The sequence below is a fragment of the Psychrobacillus sp. FSL K6-1415 genome (assembly GCF_038003185.1).
Taxonomy (GTDB): Bacteria; Bacillota; Bacilli; order Bacillales_A; family Planococcaceae; genus Psychrobacillus; species Psychrobacillus psychrodurans.
On sequence record NZ_JBBOOQ010000001.1, the window covers coordinates 1,423,352 to 1,440,083 of the forward strand.

A 16,732-nucleotide genomic window follows, 5' to 3' on the forward strand; every position below is an offset into this window, starting at 1 on the left:
TCATTACTATGGATAATAAAAAGCAAAAAAGGTTTTACATGCGTTTTATACTTTTGTCGTTAATGGTTGGAGTTATTGTTTTCACTATATACTCAAATTTAAGTAAGGGAAAAAATGAAGTTTTACAAGTGGGAGATGCAGCACCGGATTTTGTACTTGTTGATATGAATGGAGAAAAGCATCAATTATCTGACTACAAAGGTCAAGGGGTATTTTTGAACTTTTGGGGAACTTGGTGTAAACCGTGTGAAAGGGAATTTCCGCTAATGGACAAACAGTATCAAAAAGTAAAAGAAAACGGCCTCCAAATACTAGCCGTAAATATAGGTGAATCCGATTTTATAGTTCAAAAATATATAGATCGAAAAGGATTAAGTTTTCCTGTTTTAACTGATAAAAATAAAAGTGTGATGGAAACTTACAATATTAATCCTTTACCAACCACTTTTCTAGTTAATCCAGAGGGTAAAATTGAGAAAATAATTACTGGTGAGATGTGAAGAAAGCATTAAGAAGTATATGGAGCAAATAATGCCTGACTAAACATGAAATATCAAATATTGTTTAGATTTTTTAGTGAGAAGGTGCGTGTGTTCTAATGAATAGAATTTCGACAAAGTTAACAGCCTACTTTTTTATCGTTGTTCTGATAATGGAAACATTTCTTATTTTTTATCTCCATCAAAATATTGTTCACACAAGAGTTGAGGAAGAATTTTCTTTATTGTTGAAAAATGGATCAAATCACAGAGAAGTACTTGTAGAATACTATTCTGAGACAACTATGAAACATATCGTATTGATGGAAAAAGGGGGAGATCGAGAAGTCATTATTACGGATAATAAAGGTGAAATAATAAGCAGTTCGTTTGAAAATACTAAGTCTTTAGTTGAATTTCTTCCAATTATTAAAAAACTTGATTCCAGAATAGATAAGATACTAATTACAGAGTGGAGTGAGTCACCTTATATTATTAGTGCGCATCCTTACAAAGTGAGTGATGATCAACATGGTTATGTTGTCATGTTTCAAAGTACAAGTTCTATAAAACAATTGGTGGATAAGCTAAACATGCATTTCGGGATTGCTGGTGGGACAAGTGTTATCCTCTTATTTATCGTTTATACGGCCTTATCTAGACTTCTCACTAGACCTTTAATACGTATGAAAGAAGCTACTCAGAAATTAAGCAAAGGGGATTTTGCCGTGAGTCTTCCGTACATCGGTAAAGATGAACTGGGGGATTTGTCAGGTTCAATTCAAAAGTTAGCCAATGATCTTGAAAAGATAAAAACGGAGCGAAATGAATTTCTAGCTTCAGTTGCTCACGAACTAAAAACACCTTTGACATACTTAATTGGTTATTCTAATGTAGCCATGAGAAAAGAGATTAGTAAAGAAGAACGAGAACAGTATCTGGCAATAATTGCGGAAGAGTCAGAACGAATGAAAGAACTAGTTAAAAATTTATTAGATTTAGCAAGTATGGATGAGAATACTTTCACTGTGTCAAAGGATTATTTTTGGGCAGAAACGTTTTTTGAAAATATCATCAAACTAGTTGGACCTTCTTTTGAAATGAAAAATATTAAACTTTGTTTTGTATGTGAAGACAATTTTCAAATTCATGCGGATTCCTTGCGATTAGAGCAAATTGTATTGAACTTACTTGATAATGCTTTAAAGTACTCTAAAGAAGATACAGAAGTCACGTTGGCAGTTCATAATAAAGAGAAGAAAACAATCATCTCTGTAATTGATTTTGGTATAGGAATTCCCAGCGATGAAGTTGAGTTCATATTTGAGAAGTTATACCGTGTTGAAAAGTCACGTTCGCGTTCATTTGGTGGATCAGGAATTGGACTTGCCGTTGTGAAGGAATTAGTGGAAGCACACGGAGGAAGCGTTGAGGTCAAAAGCATTTTTGGAAAAGGAAGTACATTTACCGTAATGATTTAGCATTATGTGGGAGTTGTGCAAGGCGTAATTGGACAGGAGGTTTTAAGCTATATGCGAACAATTTTATTAGTGGATGATGAGCAAAGAATGTTAGATCTAATTGAATTATTTCTCCAACCGCTTGGATACAAATGTATTAAAGAAACAAGTGGCAAGAAAGCGACAGAGATAATGAAAAATGAGAAAGTTAATCTTGTCCTATTAGACGTTATGATGCCAGAGATGGATGGATGGGAAGTATGTGAAAAGATACGAGAGTTTTCTAATGTACCTATTATTATGCTCACTGCAAGATCAGATAAGTTAGATTTAGTAAAAGGATTAAACACTGGAGCCGATGACTATATAACGAAACCTTTTGACGAAAAAGAATTGGTAGCAAGAGTTAACGCAATTTTACGTCGTTTATCTGTAAACGAACCGGAGGAAGCGACTATTAATTACGAAGGTTTTAAGTTAGATAGAGAAACATATTCATTACAATTTCATGATTCAATCGTACAACTCACTTTAAAAGAATTTTATATTATCGAAGCACTAATTACTCGTCCGAAAAAGACGTATACACGCGAAGAGTTATTGGATGCAGCATGGGAATATGGCACATATACAGATACAAGAACGGTGGACTCACATATTCGCAATTTAAGAGAAAAATTAAAAACTAATGGTTTTCCTATTGAAGAGTTTCTAAAGACAGTATGGGGAATCGGATATAAATGGAGCTAAAGGAGCAAGGTTAAAATGAAGAAATATAAAATTTTTATCGGTTTAATTGTACTAATATTAGTACTGTCTGCATGTAACTCAAATGAAAATGAAGTATATTCATTTACGGAAGTAAAAAATAATGAAATTGATCATATACACGGTTTGGGATATATAAATGAAGGAAGAGATTTCGTCATCGCAACACATTTTGGACTATATGAATATGGCAAGGACGGATGGAAAGAAGCTAATAGTCAAAAACATGATTATATGGGCTTTCAGGCTGTACGAGAGGGGTTCTTTTCAAGTGGGCATCCTGAAGAGGGATCTGAGTATAAAAATCCTCTTGGTCTAATTAAAAGCATAGATAAAGGAGCAAGTTTTGAACAATTAGCGTTTTACGGAGAGATTGATTTTCATTACCTTGCAGCTGGTTATGATTCTAATACGATTTATGTTTTAAACGAAATGCCAGTTGAAGATATTAAAGCAGGTCTACACTATTCTACGGATGAGGGGGCTTCTTGGACGGAAGCAAATATGAATGGATTTACTTCAAAATATATTTCTAATTTGTCTGCCCATCCCACGCGTAAAGAATTAATTGCAATTGGTAGCAAGGATGGATTATTTATTTCGGACGATTATGGACAAAATTTTAAATCAATGAACGATACTAAAAATGTCACTTATGTAACCTTGAATGAAACGGGAGGGTATTATACGAATTTTGGAAACGATAAGGTATACCTTAAATCATTCTTGTATGAAAGTAATGAAGAAATAAACATCCAACTTCCCAAAGATTTGAATATGGATCCAATCATGTTTATCGCCGTAAATCCTGAGAATCAAAAAGAAATCGTTTTTGTTACAAATAACAATAATATTTATTTAACGAAAGATGAAGGACTTTCTTGGAGTAAACTTGCTTCAAATGGTGAGTTAGCAAAATAAGAAAATGGAAGGTGTTTCATAAATGTATAGTTTGATGTGGAAGATTAGTCAAACAATCAGTGAACCCGTTACTGTTTTCTTGAACTCCTTTGAACATAATCCAATTGTAGTTGCACTTCTTCTTGGTTTGATTGGGGCTGTTGCACCATGTCAACTTACCGGAAATATGAGTGCAATTACTTTTTACGGAAGTCGTACTGTTCAAATGAAGAGTAATTGGGGAGAGATAGTATCTTTTATCGCAGGGAAAGTTGTTGCGTTTAGTTTAATAGGATTTTTGGCTTGGATACTTGGTCAATCATTCGAAACAAAAATGACAGAGTATTTTCCGATTTTCCGAAAAGTAATTGGTCCTCTCTTGATCGTTACGGGAATTGTACTTTTAGGAATTTTTAAGCTTAGATTTCTTACTCGTTTAACAATGAGTATCCCTATGGTATTAAAAGAAGGAAAGTTTGGTTCGTTTATGTTGGGAGCAAGTTTTTCATTAGCATTCTGTCCAACTATGTTTGTTCTATTTTTTGTTTGGTTAATGCCTACTGTGGTATCAACCTCTTATGGTTTTATCTTACCTGCCGTTTTTGGAATAGCAACATCCATTCCACTGATTCTTATATTTGTATTCATATGGTTATTCGATGCAAAGCGAATAATTATGAAAAAAAGTATGAAATTCGGAAGAATTGTCCAACGTATTGCAGGATTTATTCTTGTAATTATAGGACTTTTTGACACGATTACTTACTGGGGGAACTAAATGTTAATCGATTCCATATTGAAGGGTTCACAAGTATATATAGTAAAGCTCCAGGAAGAATTAATTTCTTCTTGGAGCTTTACTATTTATCAATGAATATAATTAATTTATAGTTTTAGCAACCGAGTTTTAATGGCTACTACCTACTTAGAGGGATCAAGATAGCACCTATTGCTAGACTTAAAGCAATTCGTACTTATAAAGTTCCCCTACAGCTACTGGAATTCCTACAATATTATATCCAACAGCCACCCCAAGTTTTGTGTCATTTTTCGATAAGTAGCTCTTGGAAGCTTGATAATATTAACTACATCAAGCGGATTGCTTTTTTCAAGGACGACATCAGCAGTTTCAATGGAAGTATTATCAAAAACTATAAAGCAGTAAAAAAAGTGGTTTTTTCTAAATTAATCATAGAAAGCTTGCATACCACGAAGGGGTATAAAGTATAATCTAGAGAATAGAAAAAGCTTAACTAATTCACAAAAAGGGTGGATAAATGGGGTTTTATCAAATGTTTATTCTAGCATCGCTTACAGTATTAACATTGATCGTCGTAATTTTAGCTAGAAAATCGAAAAAAATACTCAATCCCATGCAAGGGATGATAATTTCTATGTTTTTTGGTATGAATACCGGGTTAACTGCGGGTGTTCTCTTAGGTATAACATTTCAAGGAGATCTATTTTTCTCAACAGTTCTGTCAATGGCTATTGGAATGTTAGCAGGTTCAATATGTGGTGGATATTTTGGAATTTTGTCTGTTTTAGAAGGAATAATGTCTGGTTTGATGGGCGGTATGATGGGAGCCATGTTAGGTGAGATGATAAACGAAGAACAATCAGTGGGTTTAATAAGATTATTTCTATTTTTATCTATTATCACCCTCTTTTTATTTGTCTTATTACCGTACAAGAAAAATCAAAAGATACAAAATAAAATATGGCTATTAAGGCCATTCTTATTGGCAACTTGTATTACTTTTTATTTTGTAGGCGGTGTTTCTTTTGCCGAAAAACATATGAGTTCCATATCTATGACTCCTTCACAAGAACATAACAACCATTCTAATAACGTAGAGAATAAGATAGAAAATAACTCACAAGTTATTACAATAAAAGCAGAAAACACGAAGTACTCCCAAACCAAAATTGTTGTGGATAAAAATCAAACGATAACTTTGATTCTTGAAAATCAGGATAATATAGAGCATGATATTGAAATGAAGATCCCATCTCATAATGATACCGGCACAAAGCTAAATCATAATCATGGGACGGAAGAAAACTTGATACATATTCATGCCGAACCTAAAAGTACGGAGCAATTTACGTTTACCCCTACCGATTCAGGAGTTTATGAATTTATTTGTACAATCCGTGGACATAAGGAATCAGGGATGGTTGGTCAGATTATTGTGAATTAGGGAATTTTAGAAACAAGAATGTTCAATATATTTACATTAAAATAAACAAACAAATTCCTTTACATACCCCACGTAGGTATGCTATTTTGGAAATAAGAATAGGAGGTTGCTTAGTGGACAATGTATTAGAAGAAGGTACAATCATATCTGATATTTTTTCATTAATTTTTGAATTGTTACTAATAATTCATCTAGTATCTCATCGTCACCTTCTGCTAATCTATCCACTACACAGCCTTTTAAATGTCCTTTTAAAAGTACCTTAGCTACACTATTTAGAGCTGACTGAGTGGCAGAAAGCTGTGTGATTATATCGTCACAATAGACGTCTTTGTCTACCATACCTTTTATTCCTCGGATTTGACCTTCAATTCGGTTTAATCGATTTGTTAGATCTTTTTTTACATGTTCAGGATGATGACTTTTTCTACAAGACAAGGGGAGGAATTTGAAATGGCAAATCAAGTTACATTACAGGTTCAAGGTATGACTTGTGGAAATTGTGTAAAATCAGTTAAAAATGGTCTTAGCGCACTTAGTGGTGTGGAGAAAGTTAATGTGCAATTAGAAACGGGAAATGTGGATATAGAATTTAATGAATCGCAGATAGATATTAAACAAATTACAAATACAATTGAAAATAAAGGTTATACAGTTGGTACAAAAATTTAGTTAGAAAACTTTTGTGTAAATCAGAAATAAATTTTTCAATAATTTATATCCCTATGTAGAAGACGTTGTTGACTATTATAAATATAAAAAAAGGAGAAGTGAGAAATATGGAGAACGTAACATTGAATGTGAGTGGAATGTCTTGTGGTCATTGTGTTAATTCTATTGAAGGCAGCGTTGGAAAATTAGATGGGGTAAACGAAGTTAAGGTTCACTTAGAGTCAGGAAAAGTGGACGTAGTTTTTGATCAAGAAAAATTAAATTTAAGTAAAATTAAAGAAACAATTGATGATCAAGGTTATGATGTGGAATAAATGAGTAAGAGTGCTATTTAGGCACTCTCTTTCTTACTTTCATTTATACCCCCTGGTAGTATTTAAAGGAGAGGTGAAAACAAAATGAGTAGTGAATTAAAAGAAACCAGTCTACAAATTACAGGAATGACCTGTGCTGCCTGTGCAACAAGGATTGAAAAGGGTTTAAATAAATTAGAGGGCGTTGAAGAAGCCAATGTAAACTTGGCGCTTGAAAAGTCCATGATTAAATACGACCCAGAAAAATTGACTAATCAAGAACTTGAAAAGAAAATTCAAGATCTAGGGTATGGCGTTGCAAAGGAGAATAAAGAGTTTGCAATAACAGGAATGACCTGTGCTGCCTGCGCTACGAGAATTGAAAAAGGTCTTAACAAGCTAGAGGGTGTTTCATTTGCAAACGTTAATTTAGCGCTTGAAAATGCAACTATTGAATACAACCCTTCTCAGGTTAACGTGTCAGATATTATTGCGCGGGTTGAGAAATTAGGGTATGGGGCAATCAATAAAGAAGATGATAAAGAAGCAATAGATCACCGTGAGAAAGCTATTCAGATACAAAAGAAAAAATTTATTATTTCTGCAATTTTGTCTCTACCTTTATTGTGGTCTATGGTCGGTCATTTTTCCTTTACATCATTTATTTACATGCCTGAGTTTCTCATGAATCCGTGGGTACAAATGGCTCTGGCAACACCAGTTCAATTTATTATTGGAAAACAGTTTTATGTAAGTGCTTATAAAGCATTGCGAAATGGGAGTGCCAATATGGATGTCCTAGTTGTTATGGGTACATCCGCAGCTTATTTTTACAGTGTTTATCAGGCCATCATTACCATTGGTGAGCATCATACTGCTCAATTGTACTTTGAAACAAGCTCAGTGTTGATTACTCTAATTATATTGGGTAAACTTTTCGAAGCAAAAGCAAAGGGGCGTTCATCTGAAGCTATTAAAAAGCTTATGGGGCTTCAAGCTAAAACAGCTTTGGTCCTTAGAGATGAAATGGAAATGGAAATACCACTTGAAGAAGTTGTAACCGGTGATACCATTCTAGTAAAACCTGGAGAAAAAATACCGGTTGATGGAGAGGTTATGGAGGGAAACTCTGCTGTCGATGAGTCGATGTTAACTGGTGAAAGTATTCCAGTCGATAAAACGATTGGTGATTCTTTGTTTGGGTCAACAATTAATAAAAATGGTTTTATTAGAATGAAAGCAACGAAAATCGGAAGAGATACAGCTCTTTCTCAAATAATTAAAGTAGTGGAAGATGCGCAAGGCTCCAAAGCTCCTATTCAAAGGCTTGCAGACAAAATCTCTGGTGTGTTCGTACCAATTGTAATTGGTATTGCGATTATCACTTTCTTGGTATGGATTATATGGGTGAACCCAGGAGAAGTTACTCCGGCACTGGAAGCTCTAATTGCCGTTCTTGTTATTGCATGTCCATGCGCACTTGGTCTTGCAACACCTACCTCCATTATGGCAGGTTCAGGACGGGCTGCTGAGTTTGGGATTCTGTTTAAAGGTGGAGAACATCTTGAAACCACACACCATATTGATACAGTAATTGTTGATAAAACTGGAACAGTTACAAATGGTAAACCAGAGTTAACCGATGTAATTGTTGCAAATGGTTTAAATGAAGATGAGTTTCTTTCTCTAGTTGGTTCAGCAGAGAAACAATCGGAACATCCACTTGCGGAAGCAATTGTGACAGGAATTCAAAATAGAGGGATATTACTTGATTCAGTTCAAGATTTTGAAGCAATCCCTGGATATGGAGTGAAAACAACAGTTAATCAAAAAGAAATTCTGGTTGGAACTCGAAAGTTAATGAATAAAAATAGTGTAGATATTTTACATGTACTACCGGTAATGGAAGAACTAGAGGCTAATGGGAAAACGGCGATGCTGGCGAGTATAGACGGTCAAGATGCAGGCCTTATTGCGGTTGCGGATACAATCAAGGAAACGTCTAAGAAAGCCATCAGGCGTTTACGTGAGATGGATATAGAAGTGATTATGATGACTGGTGATAATCAACGTACAGCTAAAGCGATTGGTAAAGAGGTTGGAATAGATCATGTTATCGCTGAGGTACTTCCTGAAGGAAAAGCCGAAGAAGTTAAAAAACTTCAGGCAGCTGGAAAGAAAGTAGCGATGGTTGGAGATGGAATTAATGATGCTCCAGCTCTTGCAGTCGCAGATATCGGAATGGCAATTGGAACAGGAACTGACGTTGCTATGGAAACTGCAGATATTACTTTAATTCGAGGGGATTTAAATAGCATAGCTGATGCAATAATTATGAGTCATAAGACGATGAGAAACATTAAACAAAATCTATTTTGGGCATTCGCATATAATACTTTAGGCATACCGATTGCCGCAGTCGGATTACTAGCGCCCTGGGTAGCGGGGGCGGCAATGGCATTTAGCTCTGTATCCGTTGTATTAAATGCATTACGGCTTCAAAGAGTAAAACTAGAAAAGTAAATTTAAAATCTGACCCACTTCCGGTGGGTTAATTTTTATTTATTTAAGGTAGTGTGAATAGAACCTCAATTAGAGGCTACTTACATTAATAATGACATTATAAATTGTAAACCCAACCTTAAAGAAGTGGAAAGCTACAACTTGTGTATTAGCTTTCGGTTAAAACTTCGGTTTTTTCACTAATGAATAATCCATCAAGTTTGCACTATTAAAATGTTTATTGTAAAGTATGGCTTTGTTAAAGGGAAAGGTAGTTTAATCGATAAACGAATTTGGAAAATGGGGTTCCCTATATAATATTGACACGGATATTTATGTTAAAATAAATTTAATATTGTGAAAGTGTTCACTTAAATTAATGCGGCAGTTTAGTTCAATAGTGGTGTTATAATTTACATATTAGAGAAATCGAAATTGGGGGAAGAGAAAATGACTGATTGCTGTGTTACAAATGAAAAAAACGTTGAAAGTATTCGTTCTGAGTTATGTCCATCCTGTAATACAAAAGGGAAAAAAGTAAAAATAATTACTTTAAAATCAATACTGAAACCGACTGTTTTAGATACGTTGAATCCAGATTTAACTCATTACTTTTGTTCAACCGAGGATTGTGTTGTAGTGTACTTTGGTACAGACAAAAAGACGTACTCAACATCAGAAGTTAAGGTTTCTGTTTACCAAAAAGATAATTCGCCAATTGTTCCCGTCTGCTATTGTTTTGATTGGACAAGAGAAAAAATTACAAAGTATTTTGAAGAGGGAATTGGTTCAAAGCCATTGGAACACATTCGTCAAAATGTTAAAGAAAATCGATGTGGCTGTGAGGTAAATAACCCTCAAGGTAGTTGCTGTTTAGGGAATGTCACGAAGTTTATGAATCAATTTTCTTAGGAGGTTTTTATGGATTATTGTGAAAAGATGAGAGAAATGATTGGAAATTCCCCATTAATCATCGTACGACCAAGTGTAGCGATCATCAATCAATCAGGAGATATTTTATTGTATCGATACAAAGGTGGAACATGGGGCATTCCTGGTGGCATATTGCAGTTAAATGAGTCTATTGAGGAATGTATTAAACGAACTGTACAAGAAGATGTTGGTATCACGTTAAATACATTACAGTTATTAGATGTCTATTCAGGCAAAGAATTAATTAATCGTGTCGAGGAAAGTGGCGATCAGTATCAGACTGTTGCAATTGGCTATCTATGCTCAGACTTTGAAGGAGAACTAACCCCTGATGAGAGTCAAGCAATTGAAGCTCAATTTTTTAAATTAGACCAATTACCTGCAGAAACCGATCCTTTTATTAAGAACAAATTACTTGAACTAAAAGGGAAGGGCAACTTTAAAAAAAGAATACCTCTTGTTGAACTAACGGGTGCGCGCGACAAGTTCTGTTAATAGCGCTTTTTAGCGTGAAAATACAGGAGATTTATAAAAATAAATTTCAACTTTACAACGGAGGATAGGAATGATGGAGCCATGTTTCCTGAAACTATTCCATCAATACTCCTGCATACGTCATGATTGACTGGTCATGGGGTGTGAAGCACAGGTAGATTCGGTTGGGTTGAACTAGGCTGAAGCCATTCTTATGGAAAAGGTATGCCGAAGGATAGACCGCATGGCTGAAAAACTAGATATGGTGAGAATAGTTCCTACATAAAGGAACTGACGAACTTCCGAAGGTACGGGTCTAAAGCTAGAACATGAGGAAACTTGTGTACCATCCAATGATGGGGTGAACGGTGTAAAGTAAAAATGCACCCTCTGAAATACACTATACCGAACAATGGCGGTATCCAGTTCACAGGCTTAAAAGGAATCACCTACGTTTAGAATGTATAGCTACGTTGTAAGGTACTTGGAAAGTAAGGAACGTTGATTCAAGGGCTGTCACCCGAAACGGTTGCTATAAGCCTTATGGCAAAATGCATTAGTCCTTATGAGGGTAGGGGTACGACCAGTGAAACCTCTGTAATCGAGGTGGAGGAACAGCCCCAAGTCTAGCGATAGGTAATAATTATTTTTCAGCTGTTCATTGCACCGGTCGGGTAAGAACGTGGGAACATCATTTCATAGTAGAATGATGCCACAGTGCAAGCTCTTCGATGAAGAGTAACTTGAAACTTATAATGACTAAAACCATCGCTAGATGGAACGCGGAATGATGGGATACTATCACGTTCCGTACGGAGTAGGGGAAAAGCTGGAGATAACTTCAAACGCTTACCTATTACTAACTTTAGAAAAAGAGAGCAAAAAATCAACCATTAACTTTAACATAGCCTAAGGTATTTAAAAGTCTTCCGAATAAAGTTGAAGTTTTTCATACTAATAAAGAATTTTGAGTCAATAACCAGCTTTACATTTCATGATAAGTACCTTTGGAACATGATTTGAATATAATGATTATGAGGTGAAAACTGTGTGCTTTTCAACTAATGTAATCGAAAGACAAGCACTTACCATAAGTGAACAGATAATTAAAAACTCTATATACAAACCAGTAAGTTTGGATATTATTGGAGAAAAAAATATTGAAATACAAGATTTTATAATGAAAGGTAATGGAGAAGAAATTTCCCTAATTACAAGGGTGAATTTAGAAATCAATGAAGGATTACAACTTAGTGTAGAACCAAATGAAAATGGGTTAAAGTACGCTATGGGGAAAATCTCTTATAAAGAATATAAAAAGATGCAAAATCAAGAGAGCAGAAAGTTTATTTGGTATTTCTTTGCAATATCAGGTGCTTTTCTATTGATATCCTGGGCTTCTATTAGGTGGTTTTTTATATAAGTGATTTTAGACTTTAATACCCTCAAGCGAATAATGACAGTAACCAATCTGATAGATAATAATTAATATTGAGAGCGTTGATTTAACAAGAATCAATGCTCTTTTTGTTGGTAATAATTATTTCTACTGAAAAAAATGTTGTGGTCAATTGTTCCTAGCTTGCCGTTAAGGTAATTTATCCAATTTGCAGCATTGTATAAAATTTTAAAAAATAGATGTAAAAGAGTAAGTTAAAGTTCCTAGTTTTTATTCATTAAAGTAGGGAATAATAACTTTATAAAGACAAGATACATAGTGATAAAATTTAGGTCATCAATATTCTATAACTGGTCTGCATAATTTCTTCATAATTTCCGTGTAAGATTGTATTAAACAACGAGGTGTATCTGTTGTTAATTTAAAAGAATTTTAGGAGGATAACTATGAGAAAAAAATTATTTATGGGTCTTGGTTCGTTCGCTATTGCAATTACATTGTCTGCTTGTGCAAGTGATGAAAAGGAAACGAACACGAACACACAAGAGAACAAAGAAATGAATACGGAAGAAAGTAAGGGGATGGATCATTCTACTATGGACATGTCTGGATCAGGTGAAGTTCCTGAAGGCTTAAAAGTAGCTGAAAATCCAACTTTTGAAGTAGGAAGTCAAGCAATTATTGAAACAGATCATATGGAAGGTATGAAGGGTGCTGAAGCAACGATTGTCGGTGCCTATAATACAACTGTTTATACTGTTTCCTATACTCCTACAACTGGTGGAGAACGAGTAGAAAATCATAAATGGGTCATTCATGAAGAATTAGGAGAACCACAATCGGCACCATTAGAACCTGGTGCCGAAGTAGTCCTAGTAGCCGCACATATGGAGGGGATGGAAGGAGCAACTGCTGAAATTGATTCGGCTGAAGAAACGACTGTATATATGGTTGATTTCACTTCTACTACCGGAGACGAAGTGACTAATCACAAATGGGTAACTGAAAGTGAATTGTCACCAATTAAATAAATTTTTTAGTTTTAGCTTCATTAAAAAAACTATCCATTATAGGATAGTTTTTTGCTTTTATAGAGTATAATGCGCAAATTTGTATAGGAATGCAGTCTCAAATATTATTTGGAACTATTGAAAAAAATAATATCTTTTGGCATATTAATAACTTCACACAGATTTTTTCTGTTTATTATTTATCCAAGTAATTAAAACTACAATACATATTAAAATGATATATATAATTCATAGAAATTTTTTGAATAACTCCAAATACTATAGCTACTTCAAGAATTGTTGCTGGTATTTTACCTATAGAACTAGCAATCATAAAGAGTCCACCATTAATGGAAGTCAAAGAAGCTCCTGCAGTAACTAAACCAGATGGAACAAACGGTAGAACACGAAATAGAATAATTAGCCAAATAACTTTCATTGAAGAAGCATTTTTTATAGCATTAAAAAAAGTATTATTCATCCATTTAGAACGAACTTTAGAAAAACCAAAACGGTAAAGGTGAAATCCGATAAGTACTCCGAGGATTTCTCCTGTAAATGTAAGTATTGAACCTAATACCAGTCCAAGTGAATTGATGTTAATTGCAGTAATAAAGAAACTTGGAACTAAGCCAACGGCCCCAATGCCCAAATTTAGTAATAGTAATAAAATAAATTTTAGGGCTATGTTTATAGATTGAATAAATTGTAAAAATTCGTACAAGAGATAAACCACCTATCTATTCTAATGACTATTTCTATAATTATAATTATAACAGTTGCAACTACTGATAGTGATAAACCGAAGTTAATCCAAAGAGTTTATTTCAGCAGATGTTATATACATAAAAATTTTGTTTAGCTTAGCAAATAAAAACTATAGTCCTAATTTTTGTCGGATAATAAATTTAAACTAGGAATTTGTAATGATTTTGCAATCAAATTGTAACGAATATATTTCATCATTTGTGATAAAGTTACAATTATAAAAATAAGATTTTCTGGGGTGTAAAATGAGAAGTAGGATTATGCAAGTATTAATTGTGGTATCTTTAATTTTTTCTGTACAAGTATTTTCTGCAGATAAAGTCAATGCTGCAACATCAATTGAAATCGGAGCATTTGCTTCAAAATTTTACGGTACTCCGTATAAATTTGGTGGTACAACTCCCAAAGGATTTGATTGTTCTGGATATATTAGATATGTTTTTAATAAATTCAACATTAGTTTACCGAGAACATCTGCCGAACAGTATAAAGTTGGGAAAACAGTAGCAAAAGATAAATTACAACCTGGAGACCTAGTGTTTTTTGCAAATACATATAAAAAAGGTATTTCTCACACTGGAATTTATTTGGGTAACGGGGAGTTCATTTCTGCAAAAAGTAAGGGTATTTTAAAAGCTAACTTAAAAACAGATCCTTATTGGGGACCTAAATATGCAGGAGCGAAACGGTTATCTGATGTAACTGTAGCTATGGAAAAAGGAAAAAATACTAATAAGTAAGTTTTAGACTTTTTAAGAGTACAATCATCCACTGTATAGATGATTGTACTTTTTTATGTTTAGGTAGATAAGAAAATCATTCATGTCCATATATTATCCACAATTATTTGTTATCCTTTTTTTATGGTATGTTATTAAATTTAATTAAATCATATTGAAAAGAGAAATTATAGGAGGGATCGAATGTCTTCAAGCTCCCTAAACAAAGAAAAGAACATAATAAAGAAGAAAAAAACTTTACTAAGAATATTATTATACTTAACAATTTTGCTATTTATTCTCTTACTTTTTACTTTCTGGATGACATTTTTTTATAATCCTAAAGCAGAGGAAGAAAATACATTTGACGATAGAATCTACCCTTTTTTTCATGTTGAATCAAATAATAATTTATCTGAAGAATTAGATAGGATACCTACTGAAACACCTAATCTAGATACGGGAGTGAAATCTAACTTGAATCTAGAGAGTAGGGATGAATTTGAGCCTGCTATGGACGCTTTCTTTAACGAAAGAGAACTTACTATAAAGAATATTGATGCTCTTTTTGAAAATATGAAATCTCCCAAAGAAATTTCATCATCCCATTCAACTTTCGGAAAGAAAGTCCTGTATATTTATCATACTCATAGCAGGGAATCTTTTTTACCATATATAGAAGAAACAGATAAACCTGAAGAAGCCTACCACTCGAAAGCAAATATTACATTAATAGGAGAACTGCTTGGAAGGGCATTAGAAAGAAGGGGAGTAGGAACAACAGTAGATTCAACCGATATCGTTCAAGAACTAGCTACAAGAGGTTTAAACTACAACAGTTCTTATAATGTCTCAGGAGAGCAAGTACGTGCTGCATTAAAAGATAATAAAGATTTAGAAATCTTTATAGATTTGCATCGCGATTCTTTACGTAGTAACTCTACTACTACTGCAATGAATGGAGTAAATTATGCCAAATTGTTATTTGTTGTAGGTACTGGCCATAAAGGTTTTGAAAAGAATCTTACGTTTGCGGAAGGGCTACAAACAATTTTAGATAATCAATACCCCGGACTATCCAAAGGCATATTGCAAAAAAGCAGTAAACAAGGCAATGGAATTTATAATCAAGATATTTCTCCAAACTCTATTATTGTGGAAATTGGAGGCGTAGATAATACAGTAGAAGAGCTTCACCGAACAACAGAGGTTTTTGCTGATGTTTTAAGTGAATATTATTTTCATGAAGAAAAGTAAATCAATCTTTTGATTAGAACAAGATATTACTTAGGCCGTTTTCCTTTTACAATTTAAGTAATTGGTTATTTTAATGTTTAAAAAGAAATGCACCTAAAAGCCATTAGCTTCAAGGAGTGTCTGTATTGGTTCATTGAATTCATATTTATGGGACACAATTTAAGATTATTTCAATCGATAGGGCAGAACCTCCAGATAATGAACAGGGATGGAAAAATACTGTATCTATTTTTAACCCGGAAGAAAAGTAAATTAGCAATTAAATTTAATAATAAAGGTATCAATATGTTCTATTTAGTCACGTCCTTGAACACTAAGATAGCGAAATGATGGGACAAGTGAATGTAGGGTAGTTACGTATAATATGTATTATTAAAAGTTAAAAATTAGCATCAGAAAGAGTGTGTCAAGTTAAAAAAGGATTTAGCGCAATTAAGGAGTTTTTAAGGAGTTTTTACTTTTAAGTTTGAGCTTACCTCTTCAGGGAACAATATTACAGAATACAAATATGTATATGTAGGAGGTGTTTTCATGAACCAGAAATATGAAGAGTGTCTCAAAGCTTGCATGGAATGTCTAGAGGCTTGTAACAGATGTTTTGATGCTTGTTTAAGAGAAGATCATGTAAAAATGATGGTCGATTGCATCAGATTAGATCGCGCTTGTGCGGATGCTTGTGCATTTGCTATACATGCAATGACTACTAATAGTCCATTTATGAAAGAAATATGCCAACTTTGTGCGGAAATTTGTGAACGTTGCGCGGATGAATGCGCTAAGCACGACCATGAACATTGCCAAAGATGTGCAGAGTCTTGCCGTAAATGTGCTGAAGCATGTCGTCAAATGAGTAAGAGTATGTAATAATATTTTTCTGAATTTGAGCTGCTATAA

General features: G+C 33.9%; 17 protein-coding genes and 1 pseudogene. 16 read left to right on the forward strand and 2 right to left on the reverse strand.

Going from position 1 to position 16,732, the window contains the following annotated elements; translation table 11 throughout:
- Positions 1–8 precede the first annotated feature (8 nt).
- The 6 genes and pseudogenes from resA (at position 9) to MKY60_RS06600 (ending at position 5,811) form a co-directional block, all read left to right on the forward strand.
- Positions 9–543: pseudogene (gene resA / locus MKY60_RS06575) on the forward strand (thiol-disulfide oxidoreductase ResA).
- 55 nt (positions 544–598) lie between these two features.
- Positions 599–1,960 carry a sensor histidine kinase gene (locus MKY60_RS06580; RefSeq protein WP_340929118.1) on the forward strand — a complete coding sequence of 454 codons (1,362 nt, stop codon included), beginning with the start codon at positions 599–601 and terminating at the stop codon, positions 1,958–1,960.
- Positions 1,961–2,011: 51 nt separating this feature from the next.
- Positions 2,012–2,689 carry a response regulator transcription factor gene (locus MKY60_RS06585; protein ID WP_340929120.1) on the forward strand — a complete coding sequence of 226 codons (678 nt, stop codon included), beginning with the start codon at positions 2,012–2,014 and terminating at the stop codon, positions 2,687–2,689.
- Between the two features lie 15 nt (positions 2,690–2,704).
- Complete coding sequence (locus tag MKY60_RS06590; protein ID WP_340929122.1) at positions 2,705–3,628, forward strand: F510_1955 family glycosylhydrolase; 924 nt, start codon at positions 2,705–2,707, stop codon at positions 3,626–3,628.
- A 22-nt stretch (positions 3,629–3,650) separates the two neighbouring features.
- A complete protein-coding gene (locus MKY60_RS06595) occupies positions 3,651–4,385 on the forward strand; it encodes an urease accessory protein UreH domain-containing protein (protein WP_340929124.1) in 735 nt (244 codons plus the stop codon).
- A 514-nt stretch (positions 4,386–4,899) separates the two neighbouring features.
- Positions 4,900–5,811, forward strand: coding sequence for a cupredoxin domain-containing protein (locus MKY60_RS06600; RefSeq protein ID WP_340929126.1), 912 nt, complete (start codon positions 4,900–4,902; stop codon positions 5,809–5,811).
- Between the two features lie 141 nt (positions 5,812–5,952).
- Here the strand turns inward: MKY60_RS06600 and MKY60_RS06605 are convergent, their stop codons facing one another.
- Positions 5,953–6,276, reverse strand: coding sequence for a metal-sensing transcriptional repressor (locus MKY60_RS06605; protein WP_340929128.1), 324 nt, complete (start codon positions 6,274–6,276; stop codon positions 5,953–5,955).
- Between MKY60_RS06605 and MKY60_RS06610 the strand changes: the two genes are divergently transcribed.
- The 7 genes from MKY60_RS06610 to MKY60_RS06640 all read left to right on the forward strand — a co-directional run bounded on the left by MKY60_RS06610 (position 6,265) and on the right by MKY60_RS06640 (position 13,115).
- Positions 6,265–6,483, forward strand: coding sequence for a copper ion binding protein (locus tag MKY60_RS06610; RefSeq protein WP_340929129.1), 219 nt, complete (start codon positions 6,265–6,267; stop codon positions 6,481–6,483). The two genes, MKY60_RS06605 and MKY60_RS06610, sit on opposite strands and share 12 nt — an antisense overlap.
- Positions 6,484–6,590: 107 nt before the next feature.
- Positions 6,591–6,797 carry a copper chaperone CopZ gene (gene copZ / locus MKY60_RS06615; RefSeq protein ID WP_340929132.1) on the forward strand — a complete coding sequence of 69 codons (207 nt, stop codon included), beginning with the start codon at positions 6,591–6,593 and terminating at the stop codon, positions 6,795–6,797.
- 84 nt (positions 6,798–6,881) lie between these two features.
- Entirely contained in the window at positions 6,882–9,299 is a 2,418-nt protein-coding gene (locus MKY60_RS06620; protein ID WP_340929134.1) for a heavy metal translocating P-type ATPase, read from the forward strand.
- Between the two features lie 429 nt (positions 9,300–9,728).
- Positions 9,729–10,190: a putative iron-sulfur cluster-binding metallochaperone gene (locus MKY60_RS06625; RefSeq protein ID WP_340929136.1), complete on the forward strand. Its 462-nt coding sequence runs from the start codon at positions 9,729–9,731 to the stop codon at positions 10,188–10,190.
- A gap of 9 nt (positions 10,191–10,199) precedes the next feature.
- Complete coding sequence (locus MKY60_RS06630) at positions 10,200–10,706, forward strand: NUDIX domain-containing protein (protein ID WP_340929138.1); 507 nt, start codon at positions 10,200–10,202, stop codon at positions 10,704–10,706.
- A gap of 1,027 nt (positions 10,707–11,733) precedes the next feature.
- Positions 11,734–12,108, forward strand: coding sequence for a hypothetical protein (locus MKY60_RS06635; RefSeq protein WP_340929140.1), 375 nt, complete (start codon positions 11,734–11,736; stop codon positions 12,106–12,108).
- Between the two features lie 422 nt (positions 12,109–12,530).
- On the forward strand, positions 12,531–13,115 hold the full coding sequence (locus MKY60_RS06640; RefSeq protein WP_340929141.1) for a YdhK family protein: 585 nt from the start codon (positions 12,531–12,533) through the stop codon (positions 13,113–13,115).
- A 175-nt stretch (positions 13,116–13,290) separates the two neighbouring features.
- Here MKY60_RS06640 and MKY60_RS06645 read toward each other — a convergent pair whose 3' ends face one another.
- Complete coding sequence (locus tag MKY60_RS06645; protein WP_340929143.1) at positions 13,291–13,818, reverse strand: TVP38/TMEM64 family protein; 528 nt, start codon at positions 13,816–13,818, stop codon at positions 13,291–13,293.
- 304 nt (positions 13,819–14,122) lie between these two features.
- On the opposite strand from MKY60_RS06645, the gene MKY60_RS06650 reads away from it, so the two are divergent.
- From MKY60_RS06650 to MKY60_RS06660, 3 genes are all read left to right on the forward strand, one after another.
- Positions 14,123–14,602 carry a C40 family peptidase gene (locus tag MKY60_RS06650; protein ID WP_340929145.1) on the forward strand — a complete coding sequence of 160 codons (480 nt, stop codon included), beginning with the start codon at positions 14,123–14,125 and terminating at the stop codon, positions 14,600–14,602.
- A 183-nt stretch (positions 14,603–14,785) separates the two neighbouring features.
- Positions 14,786–15,838: a stage II sporulation protein P gene (locus tag MKY60_RS06655; RefSeq protein WP_340929147.1), complete on the forward strand. Its 1,053-nt coding sequence runs from the start codon at positions 14,786–14,788 to the stop codon at positions 15,836–15,838.
- Between the two features lie 531 nt (positions 15,839–16,369).
- On the forward strand, positions 16,370–16,702 hold the full coding sequence (locus MKY60_RS06660; protein WP_340929148.1) for a four-helix bundle copper-binding protein: 333 nt from the start codon (positions 16,370–16,372) through the stop codon (positions 16,700–16,702).
- The last annotated feature ends 30 nt before the right edge of the window (positions 16,703–16,732 follow it).